Source organism: Ancylobacter sp. (assembly GCF_965279025.1).
GTDB lineage: Bacteria > Pseudomonadota > Alphaproteobacteria > Rhizobiales > Xanthobacteraceae > Ancylobacter.
The window spans coordinates 2959668-2974804 of record NZ_OZ257132.1; the positions used below are offsets into that span (position 1 = coordinate 2959668).

The window sequence follows — 15137 nt, forward strand, 5'->3', positions numbered from 1 at the left end:
GCGACCCATGCCCTATGATTCCGCCAAGGACCCCTGGCACCGCCGCGCCCTCTCGCCGGCCGGCCTCGGCCGTTCCGGCGCGCTGGTGGTGCCGAGCGACGCCACCGACCTGCCGCGCTATGCGAGGGTACGGGTGTTCGTGCCCGCCACGCTGGCCAGCGCGGATATTCGCATCCTTACCGTCGACGCGGCCGACGACGCGCCGCTGACGCTGCCCTTGCCGCCCGGCCAGGCGAGCGTGCTGGAATTCCTGGTCCGCCGCGTGCTGGCGACCGGAACCACCGCCGGGCTCGTCATCCATCGGGTCGATTGAGATGGCGGCGCCACGTTTCGCGCTCGATCTCACGCCCCGCTGGGGCGGGCGGGCGGCACGGCGGCCGCTCGATATCTTCGCCGGCCAGCTCTACGCCGCCTATGGGCTGCGCCGGCTGCTCTCGGCCTATGCCGGCCCCTGCGTGCGGGTGCGCCGCGCGGCCGACGGGGCCGAGGCCGATATCGGCTTTACCGCCACCGGCGCGCTCGACACTGCGGCGCTGCTCGCCTTCGCCGGCGCCGGCAGCGCCTTTGCCACGGTGTGGTACGACCAAGCGGGTGCCGCCCGCGACGCAAGCCAGCCCACGGGGGCGGCGCAGCCCCGCCTTGTCACCGCCGGCGTGCTGGACGTGGGACCGAACGGCCTGCCGGCGGCGGCGTTCGCCGGCGCCCATTATATGGACGTGCCGAGCGCGGCGGGTTTCCTGCGCAGCATCCCCGTGGCGACCTATGCGGTGATTTCGCGCGCCACAGCGGCAAGCGGGCAGGCGGTGATCGCCAGTTCCGCCGGCTCCTCCGCTGTGCAGGCACGCGCTTTGCTGGCCTATTCGCCCAATGCGACCGCACCGGTGCTGCAGGTGAGGACCACCGATTCCAGCACGCTTTCCAGCCAGCCGGGCGCGGCGGTCGTGTCGGGAGCGTGGACACGGCTGATCGGGCGGGCGCGCTTTGCCGAAGGCGGCATCGACATCGCCGTCAACGGGACGACGAACACCATCGCCCTGTCGCCGGCGCAGAACACGCCCGACGCCAACAGCGTGATCGGGGTGCGAATCGGTGCGTTCACCGGCGGCACGCTGTTTCTCACCGGCGGCATCTCCACCGTCGTTCTGGCGCAGTCGTCGCTCGACCTTGCGGCGCTCGATGCCGCGCTCGCACAGGTGATGCCATGACCTACCTGATCTTTCCGACACTCGGCGCGGCCATGGCGCGCAGCGCGCAGGCCTGGCTCGCCTGCCTCTATCCGGCGGGGGAGACGCGCCTGCTGTGGTCCTGCATCGAGCACCCGCAGGACGGGCGGGCAGCGCTGATCCTTCCGGCCACGCCGGACGCGGCGCAGATCGGGATCTCGCCGGAGGCCTATGAGGCGCTATTGACGCAAGAGGAGCGGCAGGCGCGGCTTGAGGCGCTGCCGGGCGAGGGATGGCCCGATGCCGATGCCTGACGGCGCGGCCTATTCGGCGGGACCGGGAGCCCGCGCCGGCGCGGCCGGCTTCGCCGGGCCGGATGGGGCCGTCGATGCCGTGCCGGGCGGCGTTGCGGACGCCGTCGGCCGGGCTGCCGCCGGGTGTGCCGGGGTGGCGGATGCGGCCTTCGCCGCCGCGGTTACGACGGGCTTGGTCAGGATCGGCGGGCGGGCGATGATGCGCCGCTGCGCCGTCTCCACCACGGAGGCGATCTTCTCGAATCGCTTCAGCCGCACGATCTCGGCGTTCAGCCTGTCGAGTTCGTCGCCAATCGCCCGGCAGATCGCCCTGTAGCTCTCCGGCGCGAGACGGTCGCGCATATAGGCGACGCCGCGCTCGCGCTCCGTCTCGGTGCTCCTGAGCACCACCGGGGCGGCCGCCAGCAACGCTTCGGCCTGCACCTGGCCAGAGCTGCGGCGCGCTTCATCGAAGATGCCGCGCAGATCCTCAACGAGTCGATCTTCTCGTGCCATGCCGAGCGGAGCCCCTTGTCCGTAGCCAGCTATCTCAAAAATGGTCTCGGAAACGCGGTATTTTTGCAACCGTGCCCCGGTAGTGACGTAGTTAACATAGCGTTAATCCCCAGAAATCACCCCCAAAATCTTGCAGCGGAGCCATGCAATGACCGCGTCGAGCTTCGACGAGGCGCTGAAGCGCGTGCTCGTCCATGAGGGCGGCTATGCCGACCACCCCGCCGATCCGGGCGGGGCGACGATGAAGGGCGTCACCCAGCGCGTCTATGATGGCTGGCGCCGGCGCCACGGCGTGCCCGTGCAGGCGGTGCGGCTGATCGAGCCGGGCGAGGTCGCGGCGATCTACCGGCGGCAATATTGGGACGCGGTGCGCGCCGACGACCTGCCGGCCGGGCTCGACTATGCGCTGTTCGATGCGGCGGTGAATTCCGGCGCCGCCCAGGCGGCGAAATGGCTGCAACGCACGCTCGGTGTCGCCGCCGACGGTCAGGTGGGCGAGGCGACGCTGGCGGCGCTGGCGGATCCCGAAGCCGGCGCAGTTATCGACGGCCTGTGCGACCGGCGGCTCGCCATGCTGCGGGCGCTGCGGACCTTCCCCACCTTCGGCGCCGGCTGGACCCGGCGCGTCGCCGACGTGCGCGCCGCCGCCCTGGGAATGGCGGGGCAGGCCGGCGCGGCGGTGGAGCCGACGCCGCAACAGGCCGGCGCGGCGCGGGCGCGGGCGGCCGACACGCGGCTCTCGCGCACGCCGGAAGGCGCGGGTGGCCTGATCAGCGGCGCGGGCGTGCTCGGCGCTGTCGTGGCCGAGCAGGCCGACCGGCTGGCGCCGCTCGCCGGCCTCGCCGAGCCGCTGAAATGGCTGTTCGCCGCGCTGATGCTGGCGGGGGTGGCGCTGACCCTGCGCGGCGCGCTCAGGCGCATCGGCGCCGGCGAGGGGACGCCGTGATGGCGCTGCTCGGCCTGCTGGCGACCCCGCTCGGCCGTGGCGCGGCGCTGCTGCTCGCCGCCCTCGGGCTGGCGGGCGGGCTCTATCTCAAGGGACGCACGGAAGGCCGCGCGGCCTGCATCGCGCAGGGAGAACGGGATGTTCTGGATACGATCGAGCGTGCGAACAGCGCGCGGGCTGATGCTGATCGGCGCAATGCTGACGATGGCCGGCTGCGCGACGACGACCCCTTCCGCCGCGACTAGGGGCGCCTGCGGGGCGTTCCGGGCGATTTCGTGGGCGAAGGCCGACACCGACCCGACCATCCGCCAGGTGAAGGCCCACAACGCCGTCGGGCGGGAACTGTGCGGGTGGCGGGGGAGGGGCGAGGGAGGCGGCGGGTGAGCGGTGTGGCACCCCCGCCCCGACGGCCCCCACGCCCGGAGCGACGCCACTGGCGCGGGAGCTTTGCCGTGGGCGTCGGCGGTCGTCATCCACTTGCCAGCGGCGGGTGGAGGTTCGACGGTAGCAGGGTCATCCAGCCGTTCTCCGGAGCTTCCCATGCAACTCGCGAACATCGACCCGCTTCTCGCCCTCGGCGTGTTCACGTCGACGGCGGCCACCGACACGGTCTATGTGCTGTTCAACGCCTCGATCATGGCGCGGCGGCGCTGGTCGGCGGCGAGCTGGAGCGGGCTCTGGTACATGCTCTCGGCCTTCGCCGTGATCACCTATACGCAAGACTGGGTCTATGTCGCCTTCGCGGCCATCGGCTCGTGGACCGGCGCCTTCGCCACCGTGACCTGGCTCGCCTGGCGGGAACGGGGCGCGGCAACCGTGACCTGATCCGCGCCACCTGACATCCGGTCCGCGCGGTGGCATTCTGCGCGCGCCGCGCCGACCCTGCGCGGCGTGTGTCGAGGAAGTGCCGTGCGCCTGCTTGTCGTCGAGGACGATCCCGATCTGAACCGCCAGATGGTCGAGGCGCTGGTCGAGGCCGGCTATGCCGTCGACCGCGCCCATGACGGCGAGGAAGGCCATTTCCTCGGCGAGACCGAGCCCTATGACGCGGTGGTGCTGGATATCGGCCTGCCGAAGATGGACGGGCTCTCGGTGCTGGAGGCCTGGCGGCGCGAGGGGCGCAAGATGCCGGTGCTGATCCTCACCGCCCGCGACCGCTGGAGCGACAAGGTGCAGGGCTTCGACGCCGGCGCCGACGACTATGTCGCCAAACCCTTCCACATGGAGGAGGTGCTGGCGCGCATCCGCGCGCTGCTGCGCCGTGCCGCCGGCCATGCGGCAAGCGAGCTGACCTGCGGGCCGGTGATGCTCGACACGCGTTCCGGCCGGGTGACGGTGGACGGGCGCCAGGTGAAACTGACCTCGCACGAGCACCGGCTGCTCGCCTATCTCATGCACCATGGCGGACGGGTGGTGTCGCGCACCGAGCTGGTCGAGCACCTCTACGACCAGGATTTCGACCGCGATTCCAACACCATCGAGGTGTTCGTCGGACGGCTGCGCAAGAAGCTCGATGTCGACGTGATCCAGACGGTGCGCGGGCTCGGCTATCTGCTGGTGGCGCCCGAGGCCCCCCGCGCGGACAGCCCCCGCACGGAGACGCCGCGCTGATGCGCGCCGGCTCGCTGGCGCTCCGGCTGTTCGTTTCGGCAACGGTGGTCAGCGTCGCCGTGCTGACGATCACCGGCTTCGCGCTGCACCAGGTCTATCGCGCGGCGGTGGAGCGGGCCTTCGACCAGCGGCTCGACGTCTACCTCAAGACCATCGTGGCCGATGTCGCCAATTCCGCCTCCGGCAGCATGCCGGAGCCGACGACGCTGGGCGACCCGCTGTTCAACTTCCCGATTTCCGGCTGGTACTGGCAGATCACCCGCACCGACGGGGCGGCGGCGCAGGTGAAGACCTCTCGCTCGCTGCCCGAGGGCAAGCTGCCGCTGCTGGTGGCGCGCAGCGAGACCTCCGACGTCTCCGGGCTGCGCGAGGGCTATGCCGATGGCCCCTCCGGGCAGAAGCTGCGCATTGTCGAGCGGGTGGTCGATCTCGGCGAGGACGGGCGCTACGCGGTGGCGGTGGCCGCCGATGCGGGCGAGATCGAGGAGGAGGTCGCCGGCTTCGACCAGGCGCTGGCGATGACGCTGGCGGTGCTGGGCGGCGCCTTCCTGCTGACGCTGGTGTTCCAGGTGCTGTTCGGCCTGCGTCCGCTCAAGCGCATGCTGGCTGCGCTGCACGATGTGCGCACCGGCCGTGCCGACCGGATCGAGGGCGCCTATCCCATCGAGATCGCCCCGCTCGCTGCCGAGGTCAACGCGCTGATCGACACCAATCGCGAGATCGTCGAGCGCGCCCGCACCCATGTCGGCAACCTCGCCCACGCGCTGAAGACCCCGATCTCGGTGCTGCAGAACGAGGCGGCCCGGCCCGGCGTCGCCGAGACGGACGCGGCGCTTGCCGCCAAGGTGACCGAGCAGGCGCAGATCATGAAGGAACAGGTGGCGCACCATCTGGAACGGGCGCGTATGGCGGCGCGGGCCTCCGTCGTCACCACCGTGGAGGAGGTGGAGCCGATCGTCACCCGCCTGGCCGCCACCCTGGCCAAGGTGCATCGCGGCAAGGGCGTGGCGGTGGAGGCGGAGGTCGCCGGCAATGTGCGCTTTCGCGGCGAGCGGCAGGATCTTGAGGAGATCCTCGGCAATCTCGTCGACAATGGCTGCAAATGGGCGCGCTCGCTGGTCGAGGTCGCGGTCTCCCCAGTGCCGGGCGCGGCGGGCGAGCGCGACTATTTCGAGATCGTCATCGATGATGACGGGCCCGGGCTGACGCCCGACCAGCAGACCGAGGCGCTCAAGCGCGGCAAGCGGCTGGACGAGAGCCAGCCGGGCTCCGGGCTCGGGCTTTCCATCGTCACGGAACTCGTCGGGCTGTATGGCGGACGGCTGACGCTCGACCGCTCGCCCTTTGGTGGCCTGCGCTGCGTGGTGCGCCTGCCGGCCGCCTGAGATGGCCGGTGAGAGGTGACGGGGCCGCGCTTTCGCCCTATTCCTCTTTCTTGGTGCGAGCCATGTTCGCGCGCGGTGCGTCGCGTGCGCAGCAGCACCTGCCTTGGCGAAGTTGGAGAATGGAATTCATGCGCGCTTACCAATTCGTGGCCGTGGGCCTTGTCGCCGGCGCCCTCGCGGGCTGCAGCACCGCGCAGGAGAACCCGAACACCGTCGGCGGGGCGGCAATCGGCGCGGTGGCGGGCGGCATCATCGGCCAGGTGGCAGGGCGCAGCACGGCCAGCACGCTGGTGGGCGCAGCGGTGGGCGGCCTGATCGGCGGCACCATCGGCAACGCGCTCGACCAGGCCGACCGCCAGCGGGCGCGCGATGCGGAAATGCAGGCGCTGGAATATGGCAACCCCGGCGCGCCGGTGAGCTGGCGCGGCGACAGCGGCAATTACGGCACCATCGTTCCAGGCCCCGCCTATGCGCGCGGCGGTTCGCCCCGTTGCCGCGAATTCACGCACACCATCTATGTCGACGGCCAGCCGCAGACAGCGCGCGGCACCGCCTGCCGCAACCCGGACGGCACCTGGTCGCCGGTGGCCGGCTGACGCCCGCACGCGCCCGTGGCGGGGTGACGCAGCGCCGGGCGGCTTGCCCGGCAAAGCGGCGCCGTTGCACCCGCCCGGTCGCGCGACTGTGAGCCTGCGGCGATCGGACCGAGGCTGTTACGGATTGGCGACAGGGCCGGGACCGGGTAACCCAGCGCATTAGAGGAAGACTAATGTTGCTGTGGATCGCCTTCTCGCTGATGACGGGGGCCGCCATTCTGGCGGTGCTCTGGCCGTTGCGCTCCGGCGCCTCCCGCGCGGCGGCCAGCGGAGCCGCGGCCGACCTTGCCGTCTATCGCGACCAGCTGGAAGAGATCGAGCGGGACCGGGCCTCCGGCCTCATCGCGGCGAGCGAGGGCGAGGCGGCACGTACCGAGGTCGCCCGCCGCATCCTGCGCGCCTCGGGAGAGATCGAACGGGAAGGTGCCGCGTCGGGCGGCGACCGGCGCCGGCGCCTGGTGGCGGTGATCGCGCTGGTCGGCATTCCCGTGCTGGCGGGCGGCCTGTATCTCTCGCTCGGCTCGCCGCTCTATCCGCCGCAGCCGCTGGCGCAGAGGCTGGAGGCGCAGCCAAACCCCTCCGACATCGCCATCCTCATCCGCAAGGTGGAGACCCATCTCGAAGCCAACCCGAATGACGGGCGCGGCTATGAGGTGGTGGCGCCCATCTATGCCCGCAGCGGCCGCTTCGACGACGCGGCGCGGGCCTGGGCGAACGCCATCCGCCTGCTCGGCCCCAGTGCCCCGCGCCAGACCGGGCTCGGCGAGGCGCTGATGGCGCAGGCCGGCGGCGTGGTGACGGCGGAATCGAAGGCGGCCTTCGAGGCCGCGCTCGCCGTCGATCCCAAGGACCCTAAGGCGCAGTATTTTCTTGGTCTCGCCGCCGAGCAGGACGGACAGAAGGCGCAGGCCGCCACGCTCTGGACCGCGCTGGCGGCCGAGACGCCGGCCGATGCGCCCTGGCGCGGGCTGCTGGGCGATGCCCTTGCCCGTGTCGGCGCGCCAATGCCGCCGCCGGCCGCCGCCGGGCCGGGAGCCGGCGATGTCGCGGCCGCCGAGGCGCTTTCCGCCGAGCAGCGCCAGCAGATGATCCGTGGCATGGTGGAGCGGCTGGAGGCCCGGCTGGCGGAGCAGGGCGACGACATCGACGGCTGGTTGCGCCTGATGCAGGCCTGGAACGTGCTCGGCGAGGGCGACAAGGCGAAGACCGCCGCTGCCCAGGCGCGCACGCATTTCGCAGGCGACACGGCCGCGCTCGGCCGCATCGACGCGCTGGCCCGCGAACTCGGCCTCGGGAGCTGAGCCCATGACCCGCAAGCGCCGCCGCCTTCTCGTCATCTCCTGCGCGCTCGGCGTGCTCGGCATCGCGGCCGGGCTGGTGCTGTTCGCGCTCAACGACACGATCGTGTTCTTCCGCACGCCCAGCGAGATCGCCCGCGAGGGCACCGCGCCGGGCACGCGGGTGCGGCTGGGCGGGTTGGTCAAGGACGGCAGCGTGCTGCACACCGACGGCACCCATGTGCGCTTCGTCGTCACCGATGGCGGGGCGGATATGGGCGTAAGCTATGCCGGCCTGCTGCCCGACCTGTTCCGCGAGGGGCAGGGGGTGATCGCCGAGGGGGTGGTGGCACCCGATGGCAGCTTCACCGCCGACAGCGTGCTGGCCAAGCATGACGAAACCTACATGCCCAAGGAAGTCGCCGACGCGCTGAAGAAGCAGGGCGTCTGGAAGGAAGGGGAGGCGACGCCGTGAGGGGGACCTTGCCCCAAGTCCCCGCATCGTCATCCCGGACGCGGCGCAGCCGCGCGCCGGGTTCGAGTGCAGTTCTGAAGGGCGTCGACGTCACGCGATCCCGGCTCGGCCTTGCGGCCGTCCGGGACGACGTTTCTTCCGGTTGCGCGCCCTTCGGCCACGCCGTCATCCTGAGGCGCCGCGCAGCGGCCTTGAAGGATGCTTGTTGGGAATCCCGCCCATGAACCCGGAAATCGGCCATTACGCGCTGGTGCTCTCGCTCGCCGTCGCCCTTTTGATGACGGTGATCCCCATCTGGGGGGCGCGCACCGGGGATGCGGCGCTGATGAAGGTCGGCTCGGCGCTGGCGCTGGTGCTCGCCGGCTTTGTCGGCCTGTCCTTCGCGACGCTGGTCGTCGCCTATGTGCAGTCCGATTTCTCGGTGCTGAACGTGGTCGAGAACTCGCACTCGGCCAAGCCGCTGCTCTACCGCATCACCGGCACATGGGGGAACCATGAGGGTTCCATGCTGCTGTGGGTGCTGGTGCTGGCGATCTTCGCGGCGCTGGTGGCGCTGTTCGGGGCCAACCTGCCGGCACGGCTGAAGGCCAATGTGCTCGGCGTGCAGGGCTCGGTGGCGGTGGCGTTCCTGCTGTTCATCCTGCTCACCTCGAACCCGTTCACCCGGGTCATCCCGCCCCCGGCCGAGGGGCAGGACCTGAACCCGATCCTGCAGGATATCGGCCTCGCCATTCATCCGCCGCTGCTCTATCTCGGCTATGTCGGCTTCTCCATCACCTTCGCCTTCGCCGTTGCCGCGCTGATCGAAGGGCGGATCGACGCCGCCTGGGCGCGCTGGGTGCGGCCCTGGGCGCTCACCGCCTGGGCGTTCCTGACGCTCGGCATCGCCATGGGTTCCTACTGGGCCTATTACGAACTCGGCTGGGGTGGCTGGTGGTTCTGGGACCCGGTGGAGAACGCCTCGCTGATGCCGTGGTTTGCCGGCACGGCGCTGATCCACTCCGCCGTGGTGATGGAAAAGCGCGACGCGCTGAAGGTGTGGACGGTGCTGCTCGCGATCCTCGCCTTCTCGCTGTCGCTGCTCGGCACCTTCCTCGTCCGCTCGGGCGTGCTGACCTCGGTGCATGCTTTCGCCACCGATCCCTCGCGCGGCGTGTTCATCCTTGCCATCCTGGTTTTCTTCATCGGCGGCTCGCTGGCGCTCTATGCGCTGCGCGCGCCGATGCTGCGGCAGGGCGGCATCTTTGCCCCGGTGTCGCGCGAGGGCGCGCTGGTACTGAACAATTTGCTGCTCACTGCCGCCGCCGCCGCCGTGCTGGTCGGCACGCTCTACCCGCTGGCGCTGGAGGCCTATAACGGCGCCAAGATCACCGTCGGTCCGCCCTATTTCAACCTGACCGTCGGTGCGCTGATGCTGCCGGTGGCGTTTGCCATGCCGTTCGGGCCGCTGCTGGCCTGGAAGCGCGGCGACCTGGCGGGCGCGGCACAGCGGCTGATGGCGGCCTTCGGCGCGGCCATCGTTATCGCCGCGCTGGCCGCCTATGCGCAGGGCGGCGGACCGGTGCTGGCGCCGTTCGGCATGGGGCTCGCCGCCTTCGTGGTGATCGGCGCGGTGGCGGAAGTGACCGAGCGCGCCGGCTTCGGCCGGGTGCCGATGGCGACCGCCTTCGCCCGCCTGCGCGGCCTGCCGCGCTCGGTGTTCGGCGGGGCGCTGGCCCATGCCGGCGTTGGCGTCTGCCTGTTCGGCATCATCGCCGAGACCAGCTGGAACGCCGAGCGCATCGCCGGCGTGAAGGTCGGCGGCAGCTTCGAGGTGGGGGGCTATGAACTCACGCTCGACCGGCTGGAGCCGCGCAACGGGCCGAATTATCGCGACCTCGTCGGGGTGTTCTCGATCCGACACGGCGGCGTCGACCTCGGCACCATCGAATCGGCCAAGCGCCTGTTCACCGCCCGCAACATGCCGACCACCGAATCGGGCATCCGCACCCTGTGGTTCAGCCAGCTCTATGTCAGCCTCGGCGACGAACTGCCCGGCGGCGGCGTGGGCGTGCGCGCCTATTGGAAGCCGTTCGTCACGCTGATCTGGATCGGCTCGATCATCATGGCACTCGGCGGCGCGCTCTCGCTCAGCGACCGGCGCCTGCGCGTCGGCGCGCCGAAGCCGGCGAAGAAGCCGAAGGTCAAGCCTGTTCCGGCGTCGCCGGTGCCGGCGGAGTGAGGGTAATGCGCGCGGGCCTCGCCTTTCTGCTGCTGGCGCTGACGCTCGCCGTCACTCCCGCCGCCGCCGTGCAGCCGGACGAGGTGCTGCCGGACGCGGCGCAGGAGGCGCGGGCACGCGAGCTCTCCAAAGAGCTGCGCTGCATGGTCTGCCAGAACCAGTCCATCGACGATTCCGACGCGCCGCTGGCGCGCGACCTGCGCCTGCTGGTGCGCGAGCGCATCAAGGACGGCGACAGCAACGGCGAGGTGCTGGACTATCTCGTGGCGCGCTATGGCGAGTTCGTGCTGCTGCGCCCGACCTGGCATGGAGCGAACGCCATCCTGTGGCTGGCGCCCTTTGCCGTGCTGGTCTTTGGCGGCATCGGCCTGTTCATTGCCTATCGCCGCCGTGCCGCACAGCCTGTGGCGGCGACCGCGCCGCTTTCCCCGGACGAGGAGGCGCGCCTGAGGACGGCGCTGGCCGACATCGCGTCTGCGGACAAGCCGGCCGACGTTACGAAAGTTTAACGCCGCCGCCAGACTGCGTTAAGGCGACGGCCTCTACGTTCTCGTTCAACGCTCCCGGTGGGGAGAGTCACTGTCGAACGAGGAACGATCTATGTCGCGCACCGCGCCCCTTCCGACCCGCACCCCTTCCTCCACGCTGCGCAAGAGCCGTTCCCGGCTGCTCGCCGGCGTCTTCACCCTGGCCCTCGCCGGCGGCACCGTCGGCGCGTTCGTGCTGCCGGAGATGATCTCCCCCGCCCAGGCGCAGCTCTCCACGAACCAGCCGGCCGGCACGTTCTCCTTTGCCGACATCGTCGAGAAGGTCTCCCCCGCCGTCGTCAGCGTGAAGGTGAAGAAGGACGAGGACGAGGTCGCCTCGAACGACGAGGAAGGCATGGGTGGCCAGAACGTGCCCCCGCAGATCGAGCGCTTCATGCGCCGCTTCGGCTTCGGCCCGGGTGGCCCCGGCGGCCCCGACATGGGCCCGCGTCGCGGCCCCGGCCCCGGCCATCGCAATGTGGTCGGACAGGGTTCCGGCTTCTTCATCTCCAATGACGGTTACGTTGTCACCAACAACCATGTCGTCGACGGCGCGTCCGAGGTGGATGTCACCACGACCGACGGCAAGAGCTACACCGCCAAGGTGATCGGCACCGATCCGCGCACCGACGTGGCGCTGCTGAAGGTCGAAGGCAAGTCCGACTTCCCGTGGGTGAAGCTCGCCGCCAAGGCGCCGCGCGTCGGCGACTGGGTGGTTGCGGTCGGCAACCCGTTTGGTCTCGGCGGCACCGTCACGGCGGGCATCGTCTCGGCCCGTGGCCGCGACATCGGCTCGGGCCCCTATGACGACTTCCTGCAGATCGACGCCCCGATCAACCGCGGCAATTCCGGCGGCCCGACCTTCGGTCTCGACGGCGAAGTGATCGGCGTCAACACCGCCATCGTCTCCCCCTCGGGCGGCAATGTCGGCATCGCCTTCGCCATTCCCTCCGAGACCGTCTCCGAAGTGGTTGACGCCCTGAAGGCCGGCGGGCAGGTGGCGCGCGGCTATGTCGGCGTGCAGATCCAGCCGGTCAGCGACGAAGTTGCCGAGGCGATGGACCTGAAGTCTTCGGAAGGCGCGCTGATCGCCCAGGTGCAGCCCGGCACGCCCGGCGAGAAGGCCGGCCTCAAGCCCGGCGACGTGGTGACGGAGATCGACGGCGCCACCGTGAAGGACTCCCGCGAGATGTCGCGCGAGATCGCCCGCAAGAAGCCGGGTACGGTCGTGAAGCTCAGCGTGCTGCGCGACGGCAAGCCGATGAGCATTCCGGTCACGCTGGAGCAACTGCCGACCGACGTCGCGGCGGCCGACAAGGCCAAGGCCGACGCCGAGGACAATGGCGAGAAGGACGGCAAGGGCATTCCGCGCCTCGGCCTCTCGCTGGCTCCGGCCAAGGGTGTCGCCGGCGCCGGTGACATCGGCGTCGTCGTCACCGAGGTCGATCCGAACGGCCCGGCCGCCGAGCGCGGCCTGAAGGCGGGCGACGTCATTCTCGACGTCGGCGGCAAGCCGGTGATGACCCCTGCGGAAGTTCGCGACGGGCTCGCCACCGCCAAGAAGGACAACCGCAAGGCCGTGCTGATGCGCGTGAAGTCCGAGCAGGGCACCCGCTTCGTCGCCATCTCGCTGGGCGACCAGCGCGGCTGACCGAGAGCACGCGCCGATCCGCCTGCCCGGCAAGCGGATCGGATCGCGGGCGCTCTCGTCCCGTGCAGAGGGCGATTTGCCGGACAGATTGATGAAATCTGATCGGATCGCACTCTGAGAGTTCCGGCTGCGGCTCGTTCCGTCGCCCCTTGGGCTGCGGCCGGTTCGGTGGCGCGGGGAGTCCGGAAGGGCTTCCCGCGTCATCCATTTCAAGGGTGGGCCGGTGCTGTCGCCGGCGGATGCACGATAGGCGCGAGGCTCGAAATGACGTACATGGAGACGAATTCGAATCCCACCGCCGCCTCCGGTTCCGCGCGGGGCAATGATGGCCCGGTCATCGACCTCGCGGATATCCGCAGGGCTGCCCGAAAGATCGCCGAAGAGTCTCCCATGCGCCTGCTCATCGTCGAGGACGACCGCGACGCCGCCGACTATCTGCGCAAGGCTTTCCGCGAGGCCGGCCATGTGGTCGACGTCGCCTCGGATGGCGAGGAAGGCCTCATGCTGGCGCGCGAGGGCGGCTATGACGTGCTGATCGTCGACCGCATGCTGCCCCGTCGCGACGGCCTGTCAGTGATCGCCGACCTGCGCGGGCGCGGCGACAAGACGCCGGCGCTCATCCTCTCCGCCCTCGGCCAGGTGGATGACCGCGTGACCGGCCTGCGGGCCGGCGGCGACGATTATCTGCCCAAGCCCTATGCCTTCACCGAATTGCTCGCCCGCGTCGAGGCGCTGGCGCGACGCGGCGGTCCGCAGGCGGCGGACACGGTGTACCGCGTCGCCGATCTCGACCTCGACCGTCTGGCGCATCGCTGCACCCGTGCCGGGCAGGAGATCGTGCTGCAGCCGCGCGAGTTCCGCCTGCTGGAATATCTCATGCGCCACGCCGGTCAGGTGGTGACCCGCACCATGCTGCTGGAGAACGTGTGGGACTATCATTTCGACCCGCAGACCAACGTGATCGACGTCCACGTCTCGCGGCTGCGCTCGAAGATCGACAAGGGCTTCGATCCGCCGCTGCTCCACACGGTGCGCGGCGCGGGGTACATCATTCGTGACGGCGCTCGGTAAACTCATCCGCACCACCGCGTTCAAGCTGCTCGCGGCCTATCTCTTCGTCTTCGCCATCTTCGCCGGATCGGTCATCGCCTATCTCGGCTGGCACACCCAGCGGCTGGTGACGCGCCAGGCGGTGGAGGCGATCGAGAACGACACGCGCTTCATGCAGGCGCAGTTCGAGCGCGGCGGCATTTCGCGGCTCGTGCAACTGGTGAACCGGCGCGCCCGCGCGCCGGATGCCGGGCTGCTGCTCATCACCAGCTTCAACGGCGACGCGCTCGGCGGCAATGTCCTGAACCTGCCGCTGAACTTCCTTGACAAGCAGGGCTGGCGGGAGATCGACTATCTGCGCTCGGAGGATTCTTCCGCCCCGCCAAGCCGGGCGCTCGTCCATGTGGTGTTCCTGCCCGGCGAATACCGGCTGCTGATCGGCCGCGACGTGGTCGAGCGCGAGGAACTGCGCCAGATCATCATCGGCCCCGCCGTCTGGGGGCTGGCGCTGCTCGTCGTGCTGGGCATGGCGGGCGGGCTGTTCATCACGCGGCGCGTGCTCAAGCGCATCGACCAGATGACCGCGATCTCCGACGGCATCATGGCCGGCGACCTCTCCGGGCGGCTGCCCGTGTCGGGCACCGGCGACGAGTTCGACCGCCTCGCGCTCAGCCTCAACGCCATGCTCGACCGTATCGAGGCGCTGATGGCGGGGCTGAAGGAGGTGTCGGACAACATCGCCCACGACCTGAAGACCCCGCTCACGCGGCTGCGCAATCGCGCCGAGGATGCGCTGCGCACCGCGCAGTCGGAAGAGGAATGGCGCCTCGCCACCGAGCGCACCATCGAGGAGTCCGACGGGCTGATCCGCACCTTTGACGCTCTGCTGATGATCGCCCGCGCCGAGGCCGGGCAGGCGAGCGCTTCCATGGTGCGGTTCGACCTCGCCGAGACGGTCGCGGGGGTCGCCGAACTCTATGAGCCCGTGGCCGACGAGAGCGGGCTCGACCTGCGCGCCGAGGTCGCCGGGCCGCTGCCGATGCGCGGCGTGCGCGAACTGTTCGGGCAGGCTCTGGCCAACCTGATCGACAACGCCATCAAGTACAGCGCGCCGGAAATGCCCGGCGACGCGCCCGACCTGCGTCGCGACATAACGCTCACCGCCCGGCGCGAGGGCGAGCGCGTGCGGCTCGTCGTTGCCGATCGCGGCCCCGGCATTGCCGAGGCGGACCGCCCGCGCGTGCTGGAGCGTTTCGTGCGGCTGGAGGCTAGCCGCACGCGTCCCGGCTTCGGGCTGGGTTTGTCGCTGGTCGCCGCAGTGGTACGGCTGCACGGCGGCACACTGTCGCTGGAGGGCAACGATCCGGGGCTGCGGATCGTTATCGACCTGCCGCTCGACCTTTCCGACGAGGTGATGGCGGATTAG

17 protein-coding genes are annotated in these 15137 nt (G+C 70.5%); 16 read left to right on the forward strand and 1 reads right to left on the reverse strand.

Annotation, left to right across the window (positions count from 1 at the left end):
• Positions 1-7 precede the first annotated feature (7 nt).
• From ACQY76_RS13600 to ACQY76_RS13610, 3 genes are read left to right on the forward strand one after another with little or no spacing between them, the layout of a single operon-like run.
• Complete coding sequence (locus ACQY76_RS13600; protein WP_428029268.1) at positions 8-313, forward strand: spike base protein, RCAP_Rcc01079 family; 306 nt, start codon at positions 8-10, stop codon at positions 311-313.
• Position 314: 1 nt separating this feature from the next.
• The gene (locus ACQY76_RS13605; RefSeq protein ID WP_428029269.1) at positions 315-1205 is read left to right on the forward strand and encodes an arabinofuranosidase catalytic domain-containing protein; all 891 of its coding nucleotides are present in this window, start codon (positions 315-317) and stop codon (positions 1203-1205) included.
• Positions 1202-1477, forward strand: coding sequence for a hypothetical protein (locus tag ACQY76_RS13610; RefSeq protein WP_428029270.1), 276 nt, complete (start codon positions 1202-1204; stop codon positions 1475-1477). Before ACQY76_RS13605 ends, ACQY76_RS13610 begins: the two co-directional genes overlap by 4 nt.
• 9 nt (positions 1478-1486) lie before the next feature.
• On the opposite strand, the gene ACQY76_RS13615 is transcribed toward ACQY76_RS13610, so the two are convergent.
• Positions 1487-1972 carry a hypothetical protein gene (locus ACQY76_RS13615; RefSeq protein ID WP_428029271.1) on the reverse strand — a complete coding sequence of 162 codons (486 nt, stop codon included), beginning with the start codon at positions 1970-1972 and terminating at the stop codon, positions 1487-1489.
• Positions 1973-2120: 148 nt separating this feature from the next.
• Here ACQY76_RS13615 and ACQY76_RS13620 point away from each other — a divergent pair, with 148 nt between their 5' ends.
• From ACQY76_RS13620 to ACQY76_RS13680, 13 genes are all read left to right on the forward strand, one after another.
• Positions 2121-2918: a glycoside hydrolase family 108 protein gene (locus ACQY76_RS13620; RefSeq protein ID WP_428029272.1), complete on the forward strand. Its 798-nt coding sequence runs from the start codon at positions 2121-2123 to the stop codon at positions 2916-2918.
• A complete protein-coding gene (locus tag ACQY76_RS13625) occupies positions 2918-3163 on the forward strand; it encodes a hypothetical protein (protein ID WP_428029273.1) in 246 nt (81 codons plus the stop codon). The genes ACQY76_RS13620 and ACQY76_RS13625 overlap by 1 nt, the downstream gene beginning before the upstream one ends.
• 295 nt (positions 3164-3458) lie before the next feature.
• Complete coding sequence (locus ACQY76_RS13630) at positions 3459-3743, forward strand: hypothetical protein (RefSeq protein WP_428029274.1); 285 nt, start codon at positions 3459-3461, stop codon at positions 3741-3743.
• Between the two features lie 84 nt (positions 3744-3827).
• Complete coding sequence (locus ACQY76_RS13635) at positions 3828-4529, forward strand: response regulator transcription factor (RefSeq protein ID WP_428029275.1); 702 nt, start codon at positions 3828-3830, stop codon at positions 4527-4529.
• Positions 4529-5914, forward strand: coding sequence for a sensor histidine kinase (locus ACQY76_RS13640; protein WP_428029276.1), 1386 nt, complete (start codon positions 4529-4531; stop codon positions 5912-5914). Before ACQY76_RS13635 ends, ACQY76_RS13640 begins: the two co-directional genes overlap by 1 nt.
• A gap of 128 nt (positions 5915-6042) precedes the next feature.
• Entirely contained in the window at positions 6043-6510 is a 468-nt protein-coding gene (locus ACQY76_RS13645; RefSeq protein ID WP_428029277.1) for a YMGG-like glycine zipper-containing protein, read from the forward strand.
• A gap of 173 nt (positions 6511-6683) precedes the next feature.
• Entirely contained in the window at positions 6684-7811 is a 1128-nt protein-coding gene (gene ccmI, locus ACQY76_RS13650; RefSeq protein ID WP_428029278.1) for a c-type cytochrome biogenesis protein CcmI, read from the forward strand.
• A 4-nt stretch (positions 7812-7815) separates the two neighbouring features.
• Positions 7816-8262, forward strand: coding sequence for a cytochrome c maturation protein CcmE (gene ccmE, locus ACQY76_RS13655; protein ID WP_428029279.1), 447 nt, complete (start codon positions 7816-7818; stop codon positions 8260-8262).
• A gap of 220 nt (positions 8263-8482) precedes the next feature.
• The gene (locus ACQY76_RS13660; protein ID WP_428029280.1) at positions 8483-10483 is read left to right on the forward strand and encodes a heme lyase CcmF/NrfE family subunit; all 2001 of its coding nucleotides are present in this window, start codon (positions 8483-8485) and stop codon (positions 10481-10483) included.
• 5 nt (positions 10484-10488) lie between these two features.
• Complete coding sequence (locus ACQY76_RS13665) at positions 10489-10992, forward strand: cytochrome c-type biogenesis protein (RefSeq protein WP_428029281.1); 504 nt, start codon at positions 10489-10491, stop codon at positions 10990-10992.
• Between the two features lie 91 nt (positions 10993-11083).
• On the forward strand, positions 11084-12661 hold the full coding sequence (locus tag ACQY76_RS13670; RefSeq protein WP_428029282.1) for a Do family serine endopeptidase: 1578 nt from the start codon (positions 11084-11086) through the stop codon (positions 12659-12661).
• A 390-nt stretch (positions 12662-13051) separates the two neighbouring features.
• Entirely contained in the window at positions 13052-13732 is a 681-nt protein-coding gene (locus ACQY76_RS13675; RefSeq protein WP_428033013.1) for a winged helix-turn-helix domain-containing protein, read from the forward strand.
• On the forward strand, positions 13716-15137 hold the full coding sequence (locus tag ACQY76_RS13680) for a sensor histidine kinase (protein ID WP_428029283.1): 1422 nt from the start codon (positions 13716-13718) through the stop codon (positions 15135-15137). The genes ACQY76_RS13675 and ACQY76_RS13680 overlap by 17 nt, the downstream gene beginning before the upstream one ends.

Bases quoted from the DNA above. Each gene is read 5' to 3' on its own strand.
- ACQY76_RS13600 (WP_428029268.1), top strand. From the start codon at position 8: ATGCCCTATGATTCCGCCAAGGACCCCTGGCACCGCCGCGCCCTCTCG.
- ACQY76_RS13605 (WP_428029269.1), top strand. From the start codon at position 315: ATGGCGGCGCCACGTTTCGCGCTCGATCTCACGCCCCGCTGGGGCGGG.
- ACQY76_RS13610 (WP_428029270.1), top strand. From the start codon at position 1,202: ATGACCTACCTGATCTTTCCGACACTCGGCGCGGCCATGGCGCGCAGC.
- ACQY76_RS13615 (WP_428029271.1), bottom strand. From the start codon at position 1,972: ATGGCACGAGAAGATCGACTCGTTGAGGATCTGCGCGGCATCTTCGAT.
- ACQY76_RS13620 (WP_428029272.1), top strand. From the start codon at position 2,121: ATGACCGCGTCGAGCTTCGACGAGGCGCTGAAGCGCGTGCTCGTCCAT.
- ACQY76_RS13625 (WP_428029273.1), top strand. From the start codon at position 2,918: ATGGCGCTGCTCGGCCTGCTGGCGACCCCGCTCGGCCGTGGCGCGGCG.
- ACQY76_RS13630 (WP_428029274.1), top strand. From the start codon at position 3,459: ATGCAACTCGCGAACATCGACCCGCTTCTCGCCCTCGGCGTGTTCACG.
- ACQY76_RS13640 (WP_428029276.1), top strand. From the start codon at position 4,529: ATGCGCGCCGGCTCGCTGGCGCTCCGGCTGTTCGTTTCGGCAACGGTG.
- ACQY76_RS13645 (WP_428029277.1), top strand. From the start codon at position 6,043: ATGCGCGCTTACCAATTCGTGGCCGTGGGCCTTGTCGCCGGCGCCCTC.
- ccmI (WP_428029278.1), top strand. From the start codon at position 6,684: ATGTTGCTGTGGATCGCCTTCTCGCTGATGACGGGGGCCGCCATTCTG.
- ccmE (WP_428029279.1), top strand. From the start codon at position 7,816: ATGACCCGCAAGCGCCGCCGCCTTCTCGTCATCTCCTGCGCGCTCGGC.
- ACQY76_RS13660 (WP_428029280.1), top strand. From the start codon at position 8,483: ATGAACCCGGAAATCGGCCATTACGCGCTGGTGCTCTCGCTCGCCGTC.
- ACQY76_RS13665 (WP_428029281.1), top strand. From the start codon at position 10,489: ATGCGCGCGGGCCTCGCCTTTCTGCTGCTGGCGCTGACGCTCGCCGTC.
- ACQY76_RS13670 (WP_428029282.1), top strand. From the start codon at position 11,084: ATGTCGCGCACCGCGCCCCTTCCGACCCGCACCCCTTCCTCCACGCTG.
- ACQY76_RS13675 (WP_428033013.1), top strand. From the start codon at position 13,052: ATGCGCCTGCTCATCGTCGAGGACGACCGCGACGCCGCCGACTATCTG.